A 20,133-nucleotide genomic window follows, 5' to 3' on the forward strand; every position below is an offset into this window, starting at 1 on the left:
CCGTTACACCTTTTCCACGTTCACGAGGAAGGCCTTAAACTCCGGCGTCTGCGTGTTCGCATCGCCGACGAACGGCGTCAGGGTGTTCGCAATGAACCCTTTCTTCGCCACGCCCTCATAACCCCAGTGAATCGGAATACCGATGGTATCCACCTGCTGGCCGTGAACGTTCAGCGTGCGAATACGCTTGGTCACTACGGCCTTGGCTTTGATGTAGCCACGGTTAGAAGAGACCTTAACGGTATCGCCATGGGCAATGCCGAGCTTGTTCGCCAGCTTCTCGCCGATCTCCACAAACTGTTCCGGCTGCGCGATGGCGTTAAGCAGCGCGTGCTTGGTCCAGTAGTGGAAGTGTTCGGTCAGACGATAAGTGGTGCCCACATACGGGAACTTGTCTTTTTTACCCAGCGCGTCGAAATCGCCCTTGAAGATACGGGCTGCCGGGTTAGAGACCACGTTCGGGTGCAGCGGGTTGGTGCCCAACGGCGTTTCAAACGGCTCGTAGTGTTCCGGGAACGGCCCTTCTGCCATCTTATCGATAGCAAACAGACGTCCCATCCCTTCAGGCTGCATAATAAACGGCCCGACATCGCTACCCGGCGGTGCAGTGCTGTAGTCCGGAATATCCACGCCGCCCCATTTCGCGCCGTCCCACTTCAGCAGCTGACGCTTCGGATCCCATGGGTTGCCCTGCGGGTCAGCAGATGCGCGGTTATAGAGGATACGGCGGTTGAGCGGCCACGCCCATGCCCAGCCCAGCGTATTGCCCAGGCCTGACGGGTCGGCGTTATCGCGGTTGGCCATCTGGTTGCCTTTCGGCGTCCAGCTACCGGCAAAGATCCAGCAGCCGCTGGAGGTGGTACCGTCATCACGCAGGTGCGCGAAGGTACTGAGCTGATCGCCTTTCTTCGCCAGCACGGCGCCGGTGGCCGGGTCGATAACGTCCGCCAGCGCCTTACCGTTGCTCTCCATCGCCACTTCTTCCGGCGCTGGATTTTCTGGCGTTGAGTAGTTCCAGGTCATGTTCAGGACCGGTTCCGGGTTCGCGCCGCCTTCTGCCGCGTACATCTTACGCAGGCGTAAGAAGATACCGGCCAGGATTTCGCCGTCGTTCATGGCGATACCCGGGGCGTCCGCGCCTTTCCAGTGCCACTGCAGCCAGCGTCCGGAGTTGACGATAGAGCCGTTCTCTTCCGCGAAGCAGGTCGATGGCAGGCGGAACACTTCGGTCTGAATCTTCGATGGGTCGACATCGTTCGATTCACCGTGGTTCTGCCAGAACGTTGAGGTCTCGGTATTGAGCGGGTCAATCGTCACCAGGAACTTCAGTTTCGACAGCGACTCAACAACCTTGTTCTTGTTCGGGAACGACGCAACCGGGTTAAAGCCCTGGCACAGATAGCCGTTCACTTTGCCCTGGTGCATCATCTCGAAGTACTGCAGAACGTCGTAACCTTTGTCCCACTTCGGCAGCCAGTCAAAGCCCCAGCTGTTTTCCGCCGTCGCTTTGTCGCCGAAGAAGGCTTTCATCATCGAGACGAAGAACTTCGGATAGTTGCCCCAGTAGTTCACCTGGCCTTCGAGCAGCGGTTTAGGCGTGCTGGCCGTCAGGTAGGTTTGCAGGTCGGTCTGTTTCTCGCTTGGCAGGTTCATATAGCCCGGCAGGCTTTGAGACAGCAGGCCGAGGTCGGTCAGGCCCTGAATGTTGGAGTGACCGCGCAGGGCGTTCACGCCGCCGCCTGCCATTCCCATGTTACCGAGCAGCAATTGAACCATCGCCATGGTACGGATGTTCTGTGCGCCGATGGAGTGTTGCGTCCAGCCGAGGGCGTACAGGAACGACGCGGTTTTATCTTTCGCGCTGGTTTCGGCGATAAGCTCGCACACCTTCAGGAAGTCCGCCTTCGGTGTACCACAGATGTTCTCGACAACTTCCGGCGTGTAGCGGGAGACGTGCTCTTTCAGCAGGTTCCACACGCAGCGTGGGTGTTGCAGGGTGGTATCGCGCTTCGCAAAGCCTTTCTCGTCCAGCTCGTAGTTCCAGCTGGTTTTGTCGTATTTGCGTTTTTCGGCGTCATAACCGCTGAACAGGCCATCTTCGAAGTGGTAATCCTCACGCACGATCAGGCTGGCGTTGGTATAGGCTTCGGTGTATTCGCGGTTATATTTTTCGTTGGTCATCAGGTACAGCAAGACGCCTGACAGGAAAGTGATGTCAGTACCTGAACGAATAGGGGTGTAGAAATCCGCCACCGACGCAGTACGCGTAAAGCGGGGATCGATCACAATCAGTTTCGCACCGTTGTGGATTTTGGCTTCCATCGCCCAGCGGAACCCGACAGGGTGCGCTTCAGCGGCGTTACCGCCCATCACCACAATGAGGTTGGCGTTCTTGATGTCGACCCAGTGGTTGGTCATCGCACCGCGACCAAATGTTGGAGCAAGACTTGCTACCGTTGGTCCGTGTCAGACACGCGCCTGGTTGTCGACCGCGAGCATACCGAGTGCGCGCGTGAATTTCTGGGTTAAATAACCGGTTTCGTTGCTGGAAGCAGAGGCGCACAGCATCCCGGTGGAGAGCCAGCGGTTGACCGTAACGCCGTCGGCGTTCTTCTCAATAAAGTTGGCATCGCGGTCTTCTTTAATCAGTTTAGCGATGCGGTCGAACGCCTCTTCCCAGCTGATTTGCTGCCATTTGTCGGAGCCAGGCGCGCGATATTCAGGGAATTTCAGGCGACTTTCGGAGTGGATAAAGTCCACCAGACCCGCCCCTTTCGGGCACAATGCGCCGCGGTTGACCGGATGATCCGGGTCGCCTTCGATATGGAAAATAGACGCTTTGGCGTTTTTAGCACCGTCGCCGAGGCTATACATCAACAGCCCGCAACCGACAGAGCAGTACGTACAGGTATTACGGGTTTCGCGGGTGCGCAGCAGTTTATACTGCCGCGTTTCCGCCAGCGCTACGCCGGGCGCAAAGCCCAGTGCCGCTGCCGTGGTGCCTGCCATACCGCCAGCGCAGATCTTAAAGAACTGCCTTCTGCTGACCTGCATGGGTCACTCCTTGTTTCGACATTGCTTACATATAGTGTTTTGACTTCGCGGTTGAAGAAGGACCGCAAAGGAAAAAATTTGCGTTAATCCCTCAATTCCACGAGGGATATCATCAGAATACCACAATGTTGGTACCGCTGTTCTAATGGCGTTAATACAAAGTGAACGTATTATCACCATGCTGATTATAAAGTGTGATATTGATCACATTAACAGCGCTGCATGTTAAAGCGGTGTAGCGGGCGCCAGGTTGCACCCCTTCTGAATGAGTAGGAGAATGGTTGCCGAATAGTTGATCCATACTATGCGTAAAGCCTGTGGTTTGTGCTGCAATAGCAGGCTTACCTTCGTGGTTGTTCAGGAATAGCGCTGTGTCTAAACAAAATCGTGCCCCCCATTCATCACCCCTGCCTGCCGGCATTGTGGAATTGTCGGTACACAGGCCGCCCCACATTGCCCACGCCACGCCTGATTATCTGGCGGAAGAGGTGCCTGTTGCACTCGTTTACAACGGCATCTCGCATGTGGTGATGATGGCTTCGCCAAAAGATCTCGAACTGTTCGCGACAGGATTCTCCCTTTCGGAAGGCATCATTGAGCACCCGCAGGAGATCTACGGCATGGACGTGGTGCAGGCATGCAACGGCCTTGAGGTGCAAATCGAACTCTCCAGCCGCCGCTTTATGGGATTAAAAGAGCGCCGTCGCGCACTGGCCGGGCGCACCGGCTGCGGCGTGTGCGGTGTTGAGCAGCTCAACGATATTGGCAAGCCTGTTGTACCTCTGTCGTTCACGCAGACCTTTAATCTGGCACACCTCGACCATGCGCTTGAGCATCTCAACGATGTTCAGCCCATCGGCCAGCTGAGCGGCTGCACGCACGCGGCAGCGTGGGTATTGCCATCGGGCGATATCGCCGGGGGACATGAGGACGTGGGCCGCCACGTGGCGCTGGATAAGCTGCTGGGTCGTCGTGCGCGGGAAAGTGAGGTCTGGCTGCAGGGCGCCGCACTTGTTTCCAGCCGCGCCAGCTATGAGATGGTGCAAAAATCGGCGATGTGCGGGGTGGAGATCCTGTTTGCCGTATCGGCGGCAACCACGCTGGCGGTAGAGGTGGCGGAGCGCTGCAACCTGACGCTGGTGGGCTTCTGCAAGCCGGGAAGGGCAACCATTTATACCCATCCACAGCGATTAATAGTTGATCAGTAATTTTGAATGATAATAGCAAATCCTTCCGCTTTTAGTTGTTCGTGATGAGGTCTACTATTTATCACATCAAGGCACGGTGCCTTATCTAAACAACTTAATGAAAGGGTTTAAATCATGAAAAGCATCAAAACTTTTGTCGCTGTAATCGCTCTGGCTGCTTCTTTCGGTTCTTTCGCTGCGCAGACCGTGACTGCAACCGCCTCTACCATTGACGGCGCAGAAGCGAAAATCGCGGCTCAGGCTCAGGAAGCGGGCGCATCATCTTACAAAATTACTCAGGCGTTCTCGGGTAACCGCGTTCACATGACCGCTGAACTGAACAAATAAGTGATATTGCCGCTGTCCCTGCTCTTCGGAGCCGGGACAGGTTTACTTCCACGACTCCTTCCTCGATTCTCCCGCACATCTTCCAGGCATTTTCTTATTAACGAAACAATAACTGTAAAAATTTCCCCTCTTTGGTTACCTTTGTTTGAAATTAATCATATTAATACACAGTTTTAATAGAGGGTCAGGCCAGATTCCTACATATATTTATCAATTATATATTCAATAAAAATATGAATAATTTCAGCTCTTAGGATTTCCTCAGGCGCAAATCCTAAAATCATTTTGAATTATTGTTCGCGTTAATTTGTGGTGCTATTTTCCAGACGCAAATTTTGTAGTGCTGATATCCAGACCAGATATTCATTATTTGGTTTGTTTTGTATTTCACTCACATAAGGAAATAAAATGAACGCGATGTTTAAAAAAGGGGTGCTGGCCTCCGTGCTGGCTGTCGCGGCGTCTTCGGCAATGGCGGGAACCAGCCTTGATCTTCAGGTGAGCGGTAAAGTTGTTCCATCCTCCTGTACGCCTTCTGTTGTCAGCGGCGGTAGTAATGCGGATTTTGGTACGGTTAAAGCAACGTCTTTAAACTACAACACGGTAACTTCTCTTCCGGATACTAAAATTATCCCTATTTCTATTACCTGCGAAACCCCTACGCGTGTTGGTGTGACGTTTAACGATGCGCATGCGGACTCCGCGCCAACCGAATATTTGTCTACCGAGTTTAGCGATCCTGAGTTTTTGTTAACCTCTCAAAGTACAGCAGGATTGGGCATGTTTAACGGTAAGAAGATCGGTGCTTATGCCATGGGTATTCAAAGGGATAAGGGTACCGCGACAGACGATACGGGTGCGACGCTATACCCCGTATTTTCACAGGATGCTACCGCGACTTCGGGCTGGCATATCAAATCCGGAATCCATTATCTGCCGGTTGTTACGGATAAAAGTGAGACCTACTCTTTCACCAAAGATTCTGGTGCTGATACACCTGCTGCGCTGAAACAGATTAATTTTAATGTCGGCATCGTGGCGCAGATCAACCCCGCTGGCGAGCTGAATATTACCGACGAATTAACGCTGGACGGTTTAACCAACGTTGAGCTGGTTTATCTGTAATAGCCTCAAAATGAACACTCCACATCTGTGGAGTGTTTTTTCAGTATTACTGGACTACTATTATGCTGCTTTTGAAAAGAACGCTGATTTGTGCCTGCCTGTTAGCCTCGTTTAATACACTGGCTGCTGGAATGGTGCCAGAAACCCCACTGTTGATCGTTAAAGAAGACGAGCAGGGCGCCAGTATGGACGTCAAAAATACGGATGCCGACGCCCAATTGCTGTATACCAAACTGGTTGATCTACCCGACGACCCAAAACCTGGCCTGATTGTGACACAGCCGGTGGTACGTGTAGACGCGGGCAAAACCCAGCGCGTGCGCTTTGTACTAAAAAACAGCGCGGAGCCGCTGAAGGTGGAACACATCAAGCGCGTTATTTTTACCGCTATTCCGCAGCGTGAAAAAAATAAAGTAAAAGTCGCATTCAGCCAGAATTTGCCCGTTATTATTCGCCCGGCCGGGCTGGCGGTTAATCTCGAACCCTGGAAAGACTTAACATGGCAAATGAACAACGGCAACGTCACTGTCGAGAATAAAACCCCTTACGTTGTTCGCATGGAACAAAAAGCTAAATTATTGCCATCCGGTACGACGGTTCAATTCGCTAAGACGTATATTTTGCCGGGTGAAAAAATGACAGCGAGCGCGAAAACTAAAATAACGTCGGCAGATAAACAGATTGAAATATATCCTGTATCCCGTTATGGCTATCAAGTGCAAAGTTATCTTACTGATCTGAAAGAATAACAATTTATATCTCAGCGCATGGAGTCGTCATGTTAACGGTTTCCTGTAAAAAGGGAATGCTGGCGTTTTGCTTTACGGCGCTCGCTTTTAATAGTCGGGCGGAAATAAACCCTATAGCGAATGAACCAGTGGAGTCAGATCGGGCGAAATTTGACACCGAAGCGTTAAAATCCCACGGTCTTGATCCAGCCATTGCTGAATACTATTCCATGGCTGCCCGTTTTGCTCCCGGAAACCATAACGTGACCGTTAATATTAACGGTAATCAGCGTACGCTTATGTCGGTGAAATTTAATGAAGAAGGTACGCCCTGTATTAATGACGAGTTTCTGAAAAATGCGGGCCTGATTAAGAAAACCGCACAGGGCACCTGCCCTCAAATTAGTCAATACTGGCCCGGGTCGACTCTTCAGTCTTCCCCGGAAATTGAAGAAATAACAGTCGTGGTTCCTCCGGAAGCGTTGGATCCTGATTTCGGACGTCAACGGGTGGAAGTGCAGGGTGGCCGTGCGGCAATGCTGAATTACGCCATGTTCGGTACCCACAACCAGTATGACGACAACAACGCAGACCGTTTCCAGTCGAGTTTAGAACTGGGCTTTAACGCCGGGGACTGGATTGTACGCAGCACGCAGTTCATCAGCGACGGCAGCGATCAGCGCTTCGACTTTTCCTCACTCAATACCTACGCCCAGCGTACCTTCACCGATTATGGCGTGATGGTACAGGGCGGCCAGATTAACGTGGCCAATAGCCGCTTCAGTATTCCGGTGATATACGGTGTACAGATGATGCCAGATAACGCGCTTGTGCCGCTGGCAGGTACGGGCGTGGAAGTGAGCGGTATCGCCCGAAACCCTCAGGCCCGTGTCGATATTCGCCAGGGCGGACAGCTGATTTACTCGACGCTGGTGCCTGCCGGGCCGTTTAACCTGGACGATGTACCGCTGTCTAACCTCAACACCGACCTGAACGTCACGGTGACCGAGACCGACGGTAGCGAAAACCGCTTTACCGTGGCGGCGAGTACTTTCCGCAGCAGCCACGTGGGACGTGCGCCGGGCTTTACCCTGGCGGCAGGCCGTGTTGAAAACGACATGGAATCGCGCCTCGAAAAACCGTGGGTGGTCTCTGCCAACAACGGCTGGTCCATCAACAGGCGCATGAATGTCGTCGCCGGTATGTTGATGGCGGATAACCACTATTACGGTTTCTCCGGCAACCTCGATACCACGCCGATGCAGAACCTGTATGCCTCGCTCGGTTTTCTGGCGTCGTTAGACAACCAGACGCAAACGAAGGGCAACAAAACGACGCTGGATGTAGGCTATGCGCTGCCGTGGGGCATCGGCATTTCAATGGGCGGCAGCTACGGCACGCCGGGTTACCGTGAAATGACGGAGCTTTACGGGGATGACGACGATATGTCGCAAACCAAATACGACACCAATGTCGGTATTAACTGGTCCAACACCACACTCGGCCACTTTTCTCTTAGCTTTTACCGCAACAAGAGCTGGAACAGCGAAAACGATAGCCGCCGTTTTGTCTCTTCATGGTCGCAAAGCTTCACATACTTCAACGTAAGCGTGAACTGGGAATCGGATGTCAGCCGTAACGACGACAGTGATAACGATCTGTTTTACGTGAATGTGTCGATCCCGCTCGGACGTACCGGCGTCAGCACCAGCTCCTGGTATCGTGAGGGCGAAGGCAAGCGTTTCTACGGCACGCGTGCGATGGGATCGCTTAATGAGGCGAACGATTACGCGCTTGGCGTCTCCCAGGATCATGATGAAAACACCACCAGCTGGGACGGCTCACTGAACAGCAATCTGCATTACACCAGCCTGGCGCTGGCGGCAGGAGGTGATAACAACAGCAACACCAACTACTCCGCGTCGCTGAGCGGCGGGATTGTGGTGCACGGCGACGGCGTGACTTTCTCGCCTTATCGCGTGGCTGACACCTATGCCATCGCTAAGCTGGATAAACCGGTGTCAGGCGTTGAGATTGGCACTACACGTGGCCCGGTATGGACGGATAAATGGGGCCAGGCGGTGATCCCGGTGTTGTCCCCGTTCCACGAAAGCACGATTGAGGTCAACACCGAAAAGCTGCCTGGCAACCTGGATGTCAGAAACGGCAGAACGGCGATCAAGGCCTCTCATGGCGCTGTGGCGAAGTGGGAGTTTGAGATGCTAAGCCAGCGCCGCGTGCTGTTGACTATCAGCCGCGCGGACGGTACGCCGCTGCCGGAAGGTATTCCGATTGTGGACGAAGCGGGTGAATACATCACTACGGCACCCGAAGACGGCGTGATCTTCCTGAACGATATCTCCGCTAACCAGCAGCTCTTCGCGACGGTGGAGGGAGAGCGTTGCAAGCTGACGTATACCCTGCCGGAGGAAGAACCGAATACATTCTACGAAGAGGTGACAGGGAAGTGTCTTTGAATAACATTCATAAGTACGTGATGTTGGTCGTGTTGCTCTGCGGACCGGCAGCCGTGCAGGCCGATGATGGCGAATGCAAAATGATGTCTGCCGTGAAGACAATCGACTACGGTCGTTATCGTAAAGACGATATGCGAAAGGGTTCTGCTGAACATGTGGGCAAAGTTTATAACGGTTATGCCTCGGTAACGCGGGAACTGCGGGTGTCGGTGATGTGTCCGGATGCGCGTAAAATGCGGATCTCCATCAACGGCGCTGCCCGACAAAACAGGGCCTGGCGATACACCGATAACGGCGCGATGAAGATCGCATTCAAGGATGGCCGCATGGACGGGAAGAGTGTGCAACTGGCCGCTGTCGATATTGGTGCGGTGGTGGTTCAGGGCGGGGCGCCAGAAGTGACATTGCCGCCAGAAAAAGCGCTGGCTGCCGTTAACGGGATAGAAGTGGCGGGAGAGCAGTTCACCGCGACCATGATGGTGACGACCTACCTGTCAGAGAAAGCCTTCAGCGTGACCAACGCCACCGATCTTACCGAGACACTGACGCTGAGCGTCGATACCCTTCCAGCGCAATAATCCTTTTGATACCCGGCTGAGGAGTATGCCGGGCATCACTCTTAGTGGATCCCCGCCACACGCAGCAGTGCGGTGACCACTGCCGCCGCTATGATGACCACAATTAACGGCATTTTTCGCCAGGCCAGAAACACCGCAAACGCGACGCCCAATACGCGTGCCATGCCGGCAAAATGGTCACCTTCATAAAAGGTGGTCGCCAGCGCCACGGAAAACAGCAACACCGTTGCCGCATCTGACAGCAGCGCCTGTGAACGCTCCGATAATGCCAGCCTGCTGCCGAGTTTCGCCCCGCCGAGACGCATCAGATAGGTTCCCGCAGACAAAATTGCGATACCAAGAATAAAAAACGTCATATTTCCCATTATTTTTTCCTCGCCGCGAGACCCAGTAAAGAGAGCAGAACCGGTAAGCCCACCGGGGCAAACGGCACGGCGGCCAGCGACAGAACGGCACCGCTGCAGGCGCGGATGAGCGTGGTACGGTTTTTAAACGCGGGAACCACAAGTGCCAGCAATATGGCCGGGAAGACCGCATCCAGGCCAATGGTTTCCGGATCCGGGAGCAATTTGCCGACCATGGCGCCCAACAGGGCCCCCAGTGGCCAGATAATCGCCACCCCTAAACCGCATAGCCAGTAGGCCGCCTTGCGCTGTTCGGGTGTTTTTTGCGACAGGCCAAACACCACGCTTTCGTCGTTCATGATGTGGCAGCCAAGAAGGCTCAGCCCCCGTTTGCCCACCAGTTCACGCACCGTCACGCCAAACGGCACATGGCGCGCGTTGACCAGCAACCCCGCCGCCGCCGCTGCCAGCGGGTTACCGCCGCTCGCCACAATACCAATAAACATAAATTCGGACGCGCCCGCGAGCACGGTAATGGAGAGCACAAACGGGACCCAGACCGGAAAACCGTAGGCCATTGCCAGGGAGCCGTATGACATCCCGACCACGCCGACCGCGAGGCAAACCAGGATGATCGCTTTAATGGTGTCGCCTTTCAGACAAGAGAGATGATGCTTCATACAATTTTAGCCATATCGAACGTTTATCCATTATAATGAACGCAACTGAACTGTTTTTCAAGATGAACGATTCGTTCGATTTATAGAACAAGAGGCCGTTTTATGACGCAGCCAATCAGCGTGATCGCCAAAAGTCTGGTGCGAGAACGCCTGCGAACCGGACTTTCACTGGCGGAAATTGCCCGTCGTGCCGGGATCGCTAAATCCACACTTTCCCAGCTTGAGTCCGGCAACGGTAACCCTAGCCTGGAAACGCTGTGGTCGCTCTGCGTGGCGCTGGATATTCCTTTTGCCCGCTTGCTTGAGCCACAGCTTCCGACCACGCAGGTGATCCGACGCGGCGAGGGGACGAAAGTGGTCGCCGGGCAGGCGAACTACGAAGCCATTTTGCTGGCGGCATGCCCCCCCGGTGCACGCCGTGATATCTACCTTCTGATGACCCAACCGGGTGCCGATCGTCTCTCTCAGCCACATTCACCTGGCTCGGTTGAACATATTATTGTGACGCAGGGACGCGCGCTGGTCGGGTTGCTCGACGCCGCGGAAGAGCTTGGGGCAGGGGACTACATTTGCTACCCCGCAGACCAGCCGCATATCTTTAAAGCCCTGGAGCCAGACACCTACGCGCTGCTGGTGGCGGAACAAAATTAACGAAGATACGGAAAATCATGTCGCTTAAAGCTATTGCTAAAGAACTGGGGCTGTCTGTCACCACCGTCAGCCGGGCGCTTAACGGGTATGATGACGTCTCCGCCGAGACGCGCGCCCGCGTGGAAGCGGAGGCCCAGCGCCGTGGCTATCGACCAAATACGTTTGCCCGCCGCCTGAAGATGGGCAAAATTGACGCCGTCGGGCTCGTTTTTCCGGTGCATCCTGTTCCGCTCAATAACAGCGTTTTTATGGACATGGTCGGCGAAATTAGCCACGAACTGGCACGACATGAAATCGACTTACTGCTCATCGCCGATGATGATCTGGCGGACAAGCACAGCTATATGCGCATGGTCCAAAGCCGGCGCGTGGATGCGCTGATTGTGGCGCATACGCTGGATCACGATCCGCGTCTTGAGCAACTTCAGGCCGCCGGGTTCCCGTTTCTGGCGCTCGGGCGCAGCCAGCTGCCGCAGCCGTATGCGTGGTTCGATTTCGACAACTATGCCGGCACGTATCACGCCACCCGCTGGCTGATCGAGAAAGGGCATCAACGCATTGCGCTACTGGGCGAAAGCAACAATCAGGCATTTATCACCCAGCGTCGGCAGGGCTATCTGGACGCGTTACGGGAAGCCGGGCTGTCCAGCGAGTGGCTGCGCGCCATGCCCCCTTCGCGCCGCATGGGGTATGCCACCACGAAAGCGCTGCTCGCTCTGCCGCAGCCTCCCACGGCCATCATTACCGACTGCAACACCCACGGCGACGGCGCGGCAATGGCCCTGGCGCAGATGGGACGCCTTACTGGCGAAAACGCCGTCTCGCTGGTGGTCTACGACGGCTTACCCCAGGACAGCATTGTTGATATCGACGTGGCGGCAGTGATCCAGTCAACCCGTCAGGGCGTCGGGAAGCAGATTGCCGATATGGTGCGCCAGTTGATTAATGGCGACGATATCGACGCGCTTCAGGTGCTCTGGCAGCCGGAATTCTTCCCAGGCCAGACGGCTTAAATCTCGTAAAATTCCAAACCCGATCACAGATCCGAAACGTTTTGGTTTGTATCCGAAACGTTTCGGATCAACACTCAGGTCATTCCGATAACAGGAGATGTCTGATGCACGATCCCATTTTACGACTTGTAAGCGACACGGTAGACGTGGTGATTAAAACGCACCCGTTTGCAGAAATTCTCTACTGGGGGCCGCACCTTCACCACTTTTCGCCGCAGGATGTCGCTACGCTCGCACGTCCGGTGGCCAACGGCAGGCTGGACGTTGATTCTCCGGTCACGCTGATGGCTGAACTGGGGCACGGCCTGTTTGGATCGCCCGGCATTGAGGGGCACCGACAGGGGCTGGACGGTTCCCCGGTTTTCACCACCACGGATGTACAGCAGCAGGGACAAACCCTGACAATTACGGCAGAAGATGAACATGCGGGCCTGCGCCTGACCAGCGAAATGGCGCTGGATGCCAGCGGCGTGCTGGCGGTGCGTCATGGCTTAACCAACCTGAAATCCCAGGCGTGGCAGGTGGACCGTTTCGCCGTCACGCTGCCGGTGGCCGAGCGAGCGCGGGAGGTGCTGGCCTTCCACGGACGCTGGATCCGTGAATTTCAGCCGCACCGCGTCATGCTTGAGCACGACAGTTTCGTGATTGAAAATCGCCGGGGTAAAACGTCCCACGAACACTTCCCGGCGCTGATTTCGGGTACGCCATCGTTCAGTGAAATGCACGGCGACGTCTGGGGTGTGCATCTGGGCTGGAGCGGCAACCACCGCCTGCGCGCGGAAGCGAAAACCGATGGTCGCCGTTATATTCAGGCCGAAGCGCTCTACCTGCCGGGTGAGGTGGCGATTGAAGAGGGCGACACGCTCTGGACGCCGCGTCTGTATGCCAGCTACTCCGCGCAGGGACTGAACGGCATGAGCCAGCAGTTCCACCGTTACCTGCGCGACAACGTCATCCGCTTTCCGGAAAACAAACCGCGTCCTGTCCACCTCAACACCTGGGAGGGGATCTACTTCAGTCACGACCCGGACTACATCATGCGTATGGCCGACGAGGCCGCAGCGCTGGGCGTGGAACGCTTTATCATTGACGACGGCTGGTTTAAAGGCCGCAACGACGATCGTGCCGCGCTGGGTGACTGGTATCTGGACGAAAAAAAATACCCTGATGGCCTGACGCCGGTGATCAACCACGTCAAACAGCTTGGCATGGAGTTTGGCATCTGGGTTGAGCCGGAGATGATTAACCCCGATTCTGATTTGTATCGCGCGCACCCTGACTGGGTTCTGGCGCTACCAGGCTACCCCCAGGTGACCGGGCGACACCAGCTGGTGCTTAACCTGAACATTCCGGACGCGTTTGATTACCTGCTGACGCGCATGAGCTGGCTGCTGGGCGAGCATGCGGTCGACTACGTGAAATGGGACATGAATCGCGAGCTGGTGCAGCCGGGACATAACGGCAAAGCCGCGGCCGACGCTCAAACCCGTCAGTTTTATCGTCTGTTAGACGTGCTGGGCGAACGCTTCCCGCACATCGAATTCGAATCCTGCTCCTCTGGTGGTGGACGAATCGATTATGAGGTCCTGACCCGCTGCCACCGCTTCTGGGCGTCCGACAATAACGATGCGCTGGAGCGAAACACTATCCAGCGCGGTATGAGCTATTTTTTCCCGCCGGAAGTGATGGGCGCGCATATCGGTCATCATAAATGTCATGCCACCTTCCGCCAGCACAGCATTGAATTCCGCGGTTTGACGGCGCTGTTTGGCCATATGGGGCTGGAGCTGGATCCACTCACCGTGGATGAGAAAGAGCGCGAGGGATATCGTCACTATGCCGCGTTGCACAAGCAGTGGCGCGAGGTGATCCATCGCGGTACCCAGTGGCGCGTGGATATGCCGGACGCCACCACGATGGCGCAGGGCATCGTGAGCGAAGATAAGACGTACGGACTGTTTATGGTCAGCCAGCTCGCGATGCCGGATTACACCCTGATGATGCCGCTGCGTATGCCGGGGTTAGAAGCCAGCGCGCAGTACCGCATCACGCTGCTCGATCACCCGAATATTCAGATTACGGGTGAGGGTGGGCACACCATGCGCAGGCTGCCGGCGTGGATGGACGCGCCGCAAACGGTGAGCGGTGAGTGGCTGATGCAGGCAGGGATTGCGCTGCCGATTCTGGATCCGGAAACCGCCATTCTGATTGGCGTGGAACGCGTGTAAGGGTGACGGGCCGGAGACCCGGCCCTCCGTTGAGGATAAAAATAATGAACACAACAACCTGTACCCACAAAGACAACCCTAACTTCTGGATTTTCGGGCTGTTCTTCTTTCTCTACTTCTTCATCATGGCCACCTGCTTTCCGTTCCTGCCCATCTGGCTGTCGGACATCATCGGGCTAAACAAAACCCATACCGGGATTGTTTTCTCCTGCATCTCGCTGTCGGCTATCGCCTTCCAGCCGGTGCTGGGGGTGATTTCGGACAAGCTGGGGCTAAAAAAACATCTGTTGTGGATTATCTCCGTGCTGCTGTTTCTGTTTGCCCCCTTCTTCCTGTACGTTTTCGCACCGCTGCTGAAAACCAATATCTGGCTGGGTGCGCTGAGCGGCGGGCTGTACATCGGCTTTGTTTTCTCGGCGGGATCGGGGGCGATTGAGGCCTATATCGAACGCGTAAGCCGCAACAGCTTCTTTGAATACGGCAAGGCGCGCATGTTCGGCTGTCTTGGCTGGGGGCTATGCGCCTCAACGGGGGGCATCCTGTTCGGCATCGATCCGTCGTATGTCTTCTGGATGGGGTCGGGGGCGGCGCTGCTGTTGATGCTTTTGCTGGTGGTCGCGAAGCCGAAGCCCAACCAGACGGCGCAGGTAATGAACGCCCTGGGCGCCAACCAGCCGCAGATTACAGCCAGAACCGTCTTTAACCTGTTTCGCCAGCGCAGAATGTGGATGTTTATCCTGTACGTGATTGGCGTGGCCTGCGTCTATGACGTCTTCGACCAGCAGTTTGCCACCTTCTTCAAAACCTTCTTCGCGACGCCTCAGGAGGGAACCCGCGCTTTTGGTTTTGCGACGACGGCCGGGGAAATTTGTAACGCCATCATCATGTTCTGCTCACCGTGGATCATTAACCGTATCGGCGCGAAAAACACGCTGCTGATCGCCGGGGTGATAATGGCGACGCGCATTATCGGCTCGTCATTTGCCACCACCGCTGTAGAAGTGATTGCCCTGAAGATGCTGCATGCGCTGGAGGTGCCGTTTCTGCTGGTGGGGGCGTTCAAATACATCACCGGGGTGTTTGACACCCGTCTGTCGGCCACTATCTACCTGATTGGCTTCCAGTTTGCCAAGCAGTCGGCGGCGATTTTCCTTTCTGCCTTTGCCGGTAATATGTACGACCGAATCGGCTTCCAGGAGACGTACCTGATGCTGGGCTGTTTCGTGCTGGCGATTACGGTGGTGTCAGCCTTTACGCTGAGCAGCAGGCGTGAGATTGCGGCAGGCAATAAGGCGGTAGAAGTTCATTAACGTCCTGATCCCATTCACCCTTTTAGCTTTGGTCAGAAAATGAATAACCTTATAAAAACTACGGCATTGATAATCATTTTCAATATCATTTAATTAACTATAATGAACCAACTGCTTACGCGGCATTAACAGCTGTGCCGCCCGACAATAATGGAGAGGATTATGAGTTATACACTGCCATCCCTGCCGTATGCCTACGACGCACTGGAACCGCATTTCGACAAGCAGACGATGGAAATCCATCACACTAAACACCACCAGACCTATGTGAACAACGCGAATGCTGCGCTGGAAAGCCTGCCAGAGTTCGCTAACCTGCCTGTTGAAGAGCTGATCACCAAGCTGGACCAACTGCCAGCAGACAAGAAAACCGTTCTGCGCAACAACGCTGGCGGTCACGCGAACCACAGCCTGTTCTGGAAAGGCCTGAAAACCGGTACCACTCTGCAGGGCGACCTGAAAGCGGCTATCGAGCGCGATTTTGGTTCCGTTGACAACTTCAAAGCGGAATTCGAAAAAGCCGCTGCCACCCGTTTCGGCTCTGGCTGGGCGTGGCTGGTACTGAAAGGTGACAAACTGGCCGTGGTTTCTACCGCTAACCAGGACTCCCCGCTGATGGGTGAAGCGATCTCTGGCGCATCCGGTTTCCCAATCCTGGGCCTGGACGTATGGGAACACGCTTACTACCTGAAATTCCAGAACCGTCGCCCGGACTACATCAAAGCGTTCTGGGACGTGGTGAACTGGGACGAAGCAGCAGCGCGTTTCGCCGCGAAAAAATAAGGTTGCATTGACGCCTGTGAGAAGCGAGTCTGATGACTCGCTTTTTTTGTATCTGCAGAAAGGAGCAGCGATGCATTATCCGGTGAATGTATTTACAGGCAAGGTAAGGGAGTACGACGGCAGCCGCCCGAGCGCCATCGCCAAAACTCAGGTCGACGGCGAGCTGACGTTAACCGACCTCGGACTTGCGGGTGACGAGCAGGCCGAAAAGAAAATCCACGGCGGACCCGATCGCGCGCTGTGTCACTACCCGCGCGAACACTATCAGCACTGGAGAACCGAGTTCCCCGAGCAGGCGGACCTCTTTGTCGCCCCCGCGTTTGGCGAGAACCTCTCCACCGAAGGGCTGACTGAAAAGAACGTGTTTATTGGCGATATCTACCGCTGGGGCGATGCCCTGATCCAGGTCACCCAACCGCGCTCGCCGTGCTTCAAGCTCAACTACCATTTCGGCATTCATGACATGTCCGCTCAACTGCAAAACACGGGTAAAACCGGCTGGCTGTACCGGGTGGTGCTGGCGGGGCAGGTGTCAGCGGATGCGCCGCTGGAACTGGCATCACGTCTGAGTGAGGTGTCTGTTTATGACGCCTGCGCCATTGCCTGGCATATGCCGTTTGATGACGAGCAATATCATCGCCTGCTGTCGGCGGCGGGATTATCGACCAGCTGGACGAGAACGATGCAGAAGCGGCGTTTACACGGCAAGATCGAAGATAATTCGCGGAGATTGTGGGGGAAATAACGGCACCCCTCACCCTAACCCTCTCCCCAAAGGGGAGAGGGGACGGCTTGGTGCGGTCTTTTCACCCTCGCCCCTTTGGGGAGAGGGCCGGGGTGAGGGGGGATTACGAACGCTTATACAACGGCAGCCACAGCGTTAACCGCAACCCGCCCAGCGGGCTGTCGTCGGCTTTCACCCAGCCACGGTGTTGCTGCATGGCGGTTTCCACAATCGCGAGGCCTAATCCCGTACCGCCGGATTCACGGTCGCGCGCCTCGTCGGTGCGGTAGAATGGACGGAAAATCTGTTCGCGGTCTTCCGGGCTGACGCCAGGACCGTCGTCATCCACAATAACGGTAATCCCGTCTTTATCCACCGAGAAGGCGACCTCAATCTTCGTGTGCGAGTAGCGCAGGGCGTTACGCACGATATTCTCCAGCGCGCTTTCCAGCGTGTTGGGGTTTCCGTACAGCGGCCATGGCCCCGGCGGGAAGTTGACGGTGAAGGATTTGCCCATCTGTTCCGCTTCAAACGCCGCGTTATCTAGCACTTCATGCCACAGGTGATTGGCTTTCACCGTTTCGCTCACCAGAGCGTTTTTCTGCTGATTGCGCGACATGACCAGCAGGTCGTTGATCATACTGTCCAGACGCTGGGCTTCCGTCTCGATGCGCTCCAGCTCTTTACTCTCACCGCTGCGGCGACGCAGCAGCGCGGTGCCAAGCTGCAAGCGCGTAAGCGGAGTTCGCAGTTCGTGCGAGATATCTGACAGCAGGCGTTGCTGGGCCGTCATCATGCGATCGAGGGCGCTGACCATCTGGTTAAAACTGGTTCCGGCGGCAAGAAACTCCTGCGGTCCGGCTTCCAGTTCGGGGTGTTGTCTCAGGTTACCCTGCGCCACTTCATCGGCGGCATTTTTCAGCTTACGGGCCGGTTTTGCCAGGCTCCACGCCAGCCATAACAGCAGCGGCGAGCTGACGAGCATCGTCACAATCAGCAGCAGGAGAGGACGGTCAAACAGCAGGTTGATAAAATCGGACTGGGAGTTGCTCGCCGGACGGATCAGGTAGAGCTGATAATTGTCCTCCCCGTCTCTGACGGAGAAAGGCCCCACCATCTCTACGCGGCCATATTTCTTCTTCTGGGGGTGATCGGCGTTATCCGCCTGACCAATGAAGTTGCGGATGATCTGCATTTCGTTGCGATCGGCCCCAATCACGCGGCCTTCGCTGGTGACCAGCAAAAGGCGTTGTCCGGGCGGAGCCCACTTGTCGATAGCGCGAAACAGCCTGCGCCACCACATCAAATCGTTTGGCGGATCGTTTGCCAGCTCGGCTTCCACGTGCTGCTCGATCATCACGCCCTGACGTTGCTCGCTGTCGAGAAGCTCCGTCATCTGGCGTGAGTCGAGTTTTGGCAACATCAGTACGAGCATTAAAACCAGTGCCAGCGTCAGCCAGAAGATGGCGAAGATGCGGGCGGTTAAGCTTCCAATCATGAAGCGGAAACCATCAGATAACCGCGACCACGCAGGGTTTTAAACCACGGGTGACCGTCTTTACGCTCCGGCAGCTTACGGCGCAGGTTAGAGATGTGCATATCAATGGCGCGGTCAAACGGGGTGAGGCGTTTGCCCAGCACTTCCTGACTCAAATGTTCACGCGATACCACCTGGCCGAGGTGCTGCGCCAGCAGATACAGCAGGGTGAACTCCGTACCGGTCAATTCCAGCGTCTGGCCATCGAAGCTCGCTTCCTGACGGCCCGGGTTCAGGCTCAGGGAGTCCACTTCCAGGGTCGGTGAGCTATTCTCGGTATTTTGCTGCTGCTCGCTCCAGTGGGAACGACGCAGGATAGCGCGAATACGGGCAACCAGTTCACGGTCGTTAAACGGCTTGGGTAAATAGTCATCCGCGCCCAGCTCCAGGCCGAGTACGCGGTCAAGTTCGCTGCCGCGCGCGGTCAGCATAATAACGGGGGTCTGGTGTGTCTGGCGAAGCTCTTTCAGCGTATCGATACCGTTTTTCTTCGGCATCATGACGTCGAGCAAAAGTAAATCGATGCTGTCGTCAAGGAGACTCAGCGCCTGCTCGCCATCATGGGCAACCAGGACGTTGAAACCTTCCATGTCGAGCAACTCCTTTAAAAGGGATGTGAGCTCTCGGTCATCATCAACTAACAGGATTTTATTCATTGTTTAAATACCTCCGAGGCAGAAATTACGACATCAAGGCTGTCTAATCCATGACTTTACGTTGTTTTACACCCCCTGACGCATGTTTGCAGCCTGAATCGTAGACTGTCTCTCGTTGAATCGCGACACGAAAGATTTTGGGAGCAAGTGATGCGCAAAGTTACCGCTGCCGTCATGGCCTCAACGCTGGCGTTCAGTGCGTTTAGCCAGGCTGCTGTAGCTATCATCAGCGATAACGGTTCCTCACAAGAGGACACAACGCAGCACAGTAGCCAGAGCCATATGTTTGACGGCATAAGTTTAACCGAACATCAGCGTCAACAGATGCGAGATCTGATGCAGAGGGCACGACACGACCAGCCCCCTGTTAATGTTAGCGAAATGGAGACAATGCATCGCCTTGTCACCGCAGAAAATTTTGACGAAAGCGCTGTACGCGCTCAGGCCGAAAAAATGGCACAGGAACAGGTTGCTCGCCAGGTTGAAATGGCGAAGGTCCGCAACCAGATGTTCCATCTGCTAACGCCTGAGCAGCAAGCGGTTTTGAACACCAGACATCAGCAGCGAATGGACCAGCTGCGTAAGGTTGCACGGATGCAGCGAAGCTCAGAAACGACGTTTTTCAGTAGCAATAGCAGTACCCGAAGTAACCAGTAAACCCTGTTTTCCTTGCCATAGACACCATCCCTGTCTTCCCCCACATGATGTGG

General features: G+C 55.3%; 18 protein-coding genes. 13 read left to right on the top strand and 5 right to left on the bottom strand.

Features of this window, described 5'->3' with window-relative positions:
- Positions 1-3 precede the first annotated feature (3 nt).
- A complete protein-coding gene (fdnG, locus tag EKN83_RS14805) occupies positions 4-3,054 on the bottom strand; it encodes a formate dehydrogenase-N subunit alpha (RefSeq protein WP_126801216.1) in 3,051 nt (1,016 codons plus the stop codon).
- 371 nt (positions 3,055-3,425) lie between these two features.
- Between fdnG and fdhD the strand changes: the two genes are divergently transcribed.
- The 6 genes from fdhD (at position 3,426) to EKN83_RS14835 (ending at position 9,497) form a co-directional block, all read left to right on the top strand.
- Positions 3,426-4,262: a formate dehydrogenase accessory sulfurtransferase FdhD gene (gene fdhD, locus EKN83_RS14810; protein WP_045285699.1), complete on the top strand. Its 837-nt coding sequence runs from the start codon at positions 3,426-3,428 to the stop codon at positions 4,260-4,262.
- A gap of 114 nt (positions 4,263-4,376) precedes the next feature.
- On the top strand, positions 4,377-4,589 hold the full coding sequence (locus tag EKN83_RS14815; RefSeq protein ID WP_021242795.1) for a DUF1471 domain-containing protein: 213 nt from the start codon (positions 4,377-4,379) through the stop codon (positions 4,587-4,589).
- A gap of 408 nt (positions 4,590-4,997) precedes the next feature.
- Positions 4,998-5,714: a DUF1120 domain-containing protein gene (locus tag EKN83_RS14820; protein WP_025760211.1), complete on the top strand. Its 717-nt coding sequence runs from the start codon at positions 4,998-5,000 to the stop codon at positions 5,712-5,714.
- 62 nt (positions 5,715-5,776) lie between these two features.
- A complete protein-coding gene (locus EKN83_RS14825; RefSeq protein ID WP_126801217.1) occupies positions 5,777-6,463 on the top strand; it encodes a fimbria/pilus chaperone family protein in 687 nt (228 codons plus the stop codon).
- A gap of 29 nt (positions 6,464-6,492) precedes the next feature.
- Positions 6,493-8,919: a fimbrial biogenesis usher protein gene (locus EKN83_RS14830; RefSeq protein ID WP_126801218.1), complete on the top strand. Its 2,427-nt coding sequence runs from the start codon at positions 6,493-6,495 to the stop codon at positions 8,917-8,919.
- On the top strand, positions 8,910-9,497 hold the full coding sequence (locus tag EKN83_RS14835; protein ID WP_126801219.1) for a hypothetical protein: 588 nt from the start codon (positions 8,910-8,912) through the stop codon (positions 9,495-9,497). The genes EKN83_RS14830 and EKN83_RS14835 overlap by 10 nt, the downstream gene beginning before the upstream one ends.
- 41 nt (positions 9,498-9,538) lie before the next feature.
- Here EKN83_RS14835 and EKN83_RS14840 read toward each other — a convergent pair whose 3' ends face one another.
- Both EKN83_RS14840 and EKN83_RS14845 read right to left on the bottom strand, forming a co-directional pair.
- Positions 9,539-9,862 (bottom strand): AzlD domain-containing protein, encoded by a 324-nt coding sequence (locus tag EKN83_RS14840; protein ID WP_025760215.1) that lies wholly within the window; start codon positions 9,860-9,862, stop codon positions 9,539-9,541.
- Entirely contained in the window at positions 9,862-10,521 is a 660-nt protein-coding gene (locus tag EKN83_RS14845) for an AzlC family ABC transporter permease (protein ID WP_032644337.1), read from the bottom strand. The genes EKN83_RS14840 and EKN83_RS14845 overlap by 1 nt, the downstream gene beginning before the upstream one ends.
- A gap of 102 nt (positions 10,522-10,623) precedes the next feature.
- Here EKN83_RS14845 and EKN83_RS14850 point away from each other — a divergent pair, with 102 nt between their 5' ends.
- The 6 genes from EKN83_RS14850 (at position 10,624) to yiiM (ending at position 17,251) form a co-directional block, all read left to right on the top strand.
- Complete coding sequence (locus EKN83_RS14850; protein ID WP_025760217.1) at positions 10,624-11,172, top strand: helix-turn-helix domain-containing protein; 549 nt, start codon at positions 10,624-10,626, stop codon at positions 11,170-11,172.
- Positions 11,173-11,189: 17 nt separating this feature from the next.
- Entirely contained in the window at positions 11,190-12,185 is a 996-nt protein-coding gene (locus EKN83_RS14855; protein ID WP_025760218.1) for a LacI family DNA-binding transcriptional regulator, read from the top strand.
- A gap of 104 nt (positions 12,186-12,289) precedes the next feature.
- Entirely contained in the window at positions 12,290-14,413 is a 2,124-nt protein-coding gene (locus tag EKN83_RS14860) for an alpha-galactosidase (RefSeq protein WP_126801220.1), read from the top strand.
- A gap of 44 nt (positions 14,414-14,457) precedes the next feature.
- Positions 14,458-15,723, top strand: coding sequence for an MFS transporter (locus EKN83_RS14865; protein ID WP_025760219.1), 1,266 nt, complete (start codon positions 14,458-14,460; stop codon positions 15,721-15,723).
- Between the two features lie 162 nt (positions 15,724-15,885).
- Positions 15,886-16,506, top strand: a complete 621-nt coding sequence (sodA, locus tag EKN83_RS14870) for a superoxide dismutase [Mn] (RefSeq protein ID WP_003861999.1) — start codon at positions 15,886-15,888, stop codon at positions 16,504-16,506.
- A 70-nt stretch (positions 16,507-16,576) separates the two neighbouring features.
- Positions 16,577-17,251, top strand: coding sequence for a 6-hydroxyaminopurine reductase (gene yiiM / locus EKN83_RS14875; protein ID WP_390889228.1), 675 nt, complete (start codon positions 16,577-16,579; stop codon positions 17,249-17,251).
- Between the two features lie 103 nt (positions 17,252-17,354).
- On the opposite strand, the gene cpxA is transcribed toward yiiM, so the two are convergent.
- On the bottom strand, positions 17,355-18,728 hold the full coding sequence (gene cpxA / locus EKN83_RS14880) for an envelope stress sensor histidine kinase CpxA (protein ID WP_025758806.1): 1,374 nt from the start codon (positions 18,726-18,728) through the stop codon (positions 17,355-17,357).
- A complete protein-coding gene (gene cpxR / locus EKN83_RS14885; protein ID WP_025758808.1) occupies positions 18,725-19,423 on the bottom strand; it encodes an envelope stress response regulator transcription factor CpxR in 699 nt (232 codons plus the stop codon). Before cpxR ends, cpxA begins: the two co-directional genes overlap by 4 nt.
- 150 nt (positions 19,424-19,573) lie before the next feature.
- Between cpxR and cpxP the strand changes: the two genes are divergently transcribed.
- Positions 19,574-20,080, top strand: a complete 507-nt coding sequence (gene cpxP, locus EKN83_RS14890) for a cell-envelope stress modulator CpxP (protein ID WP_025758810.1) — start codon at positions 19,574-19,576, stop codon at positions 20,078-20,080.
- Positions 20,081-20,133: the final 53 nt, after the last annotated feature.

Source organism: Enterobacter sp. WCHEn090032, from assembly GCF_003986875.1.
GTDB lineage: Bacteria > Pseudomonadota > Gammaproteobacteria > Enterobacterales > Enterobacteriaceae > Enterobacter > Enterobacter sichuanensis.